This is a genomic window from Labrys sp. WJW, from assembly GCF_001676615.1.
GTDB classification, from domain to species: domain Bacteria; phylum Pseudomonadota; class Alphaproteobacteria; order Rhizobiales; family Labraceae; genus Labrys; species Labrys sedimenti.
Window position 1 is genome coordinate 1 of the sequence record NZ_LYXZ01000122.1, and the last position, 401, is coordinate 401.

At 64.3% G+C, this 401-nt stretch carries 1 protein-coding gene; it reads right to left on the minus strand.

Features of this window, described 5'->3' with window-relative positions; genetic code table 11:
• Positions 1-401: SDR family oxidoreductase (locus BA190_RS34900; protein ID WP_156771853.1), on the minus strand; the 401-nt coding region annotated here is incomplete at both ends.

The following is a 401-nucleotide window of genomic DNA, read 5'->3' on the forward strand; positions in this document are numbered from 1 at the left end:
TCGGCGCCCTCGGCCGGATAGAAGAAGGACGTGTCCATCGGGCCGGGGCCGATGGCGGTCACCGAGATGCCGCGCTCGCCGAACTCCTTGGAGGCGGCGCGGGTGAAATGCTCCACCGGCGCCTTGGTGCCGGCATAGGCCGCATAGAACGGGGTATAGGCGCCGAGCAGCGAGGTGACGAGCGTGCAGATCTTGCCGTTGTCGTTGAGGTGCTTGCCGGCTTCCTTGAGGAAGAAGAAGGCTGTTTTCGAGTTGACCGCGGTCATCTCGTCATATTCGGCCTCGGTGATCTCGACGAAGGGCTTCTTGAGTACCTTGCCGACGGTGTTGACGGCGATGTCGGGCCGGCCGACGGCGGCGATGGTGTCGGCGAACAGTTTTTCGACCGCACCGGCCGAGGT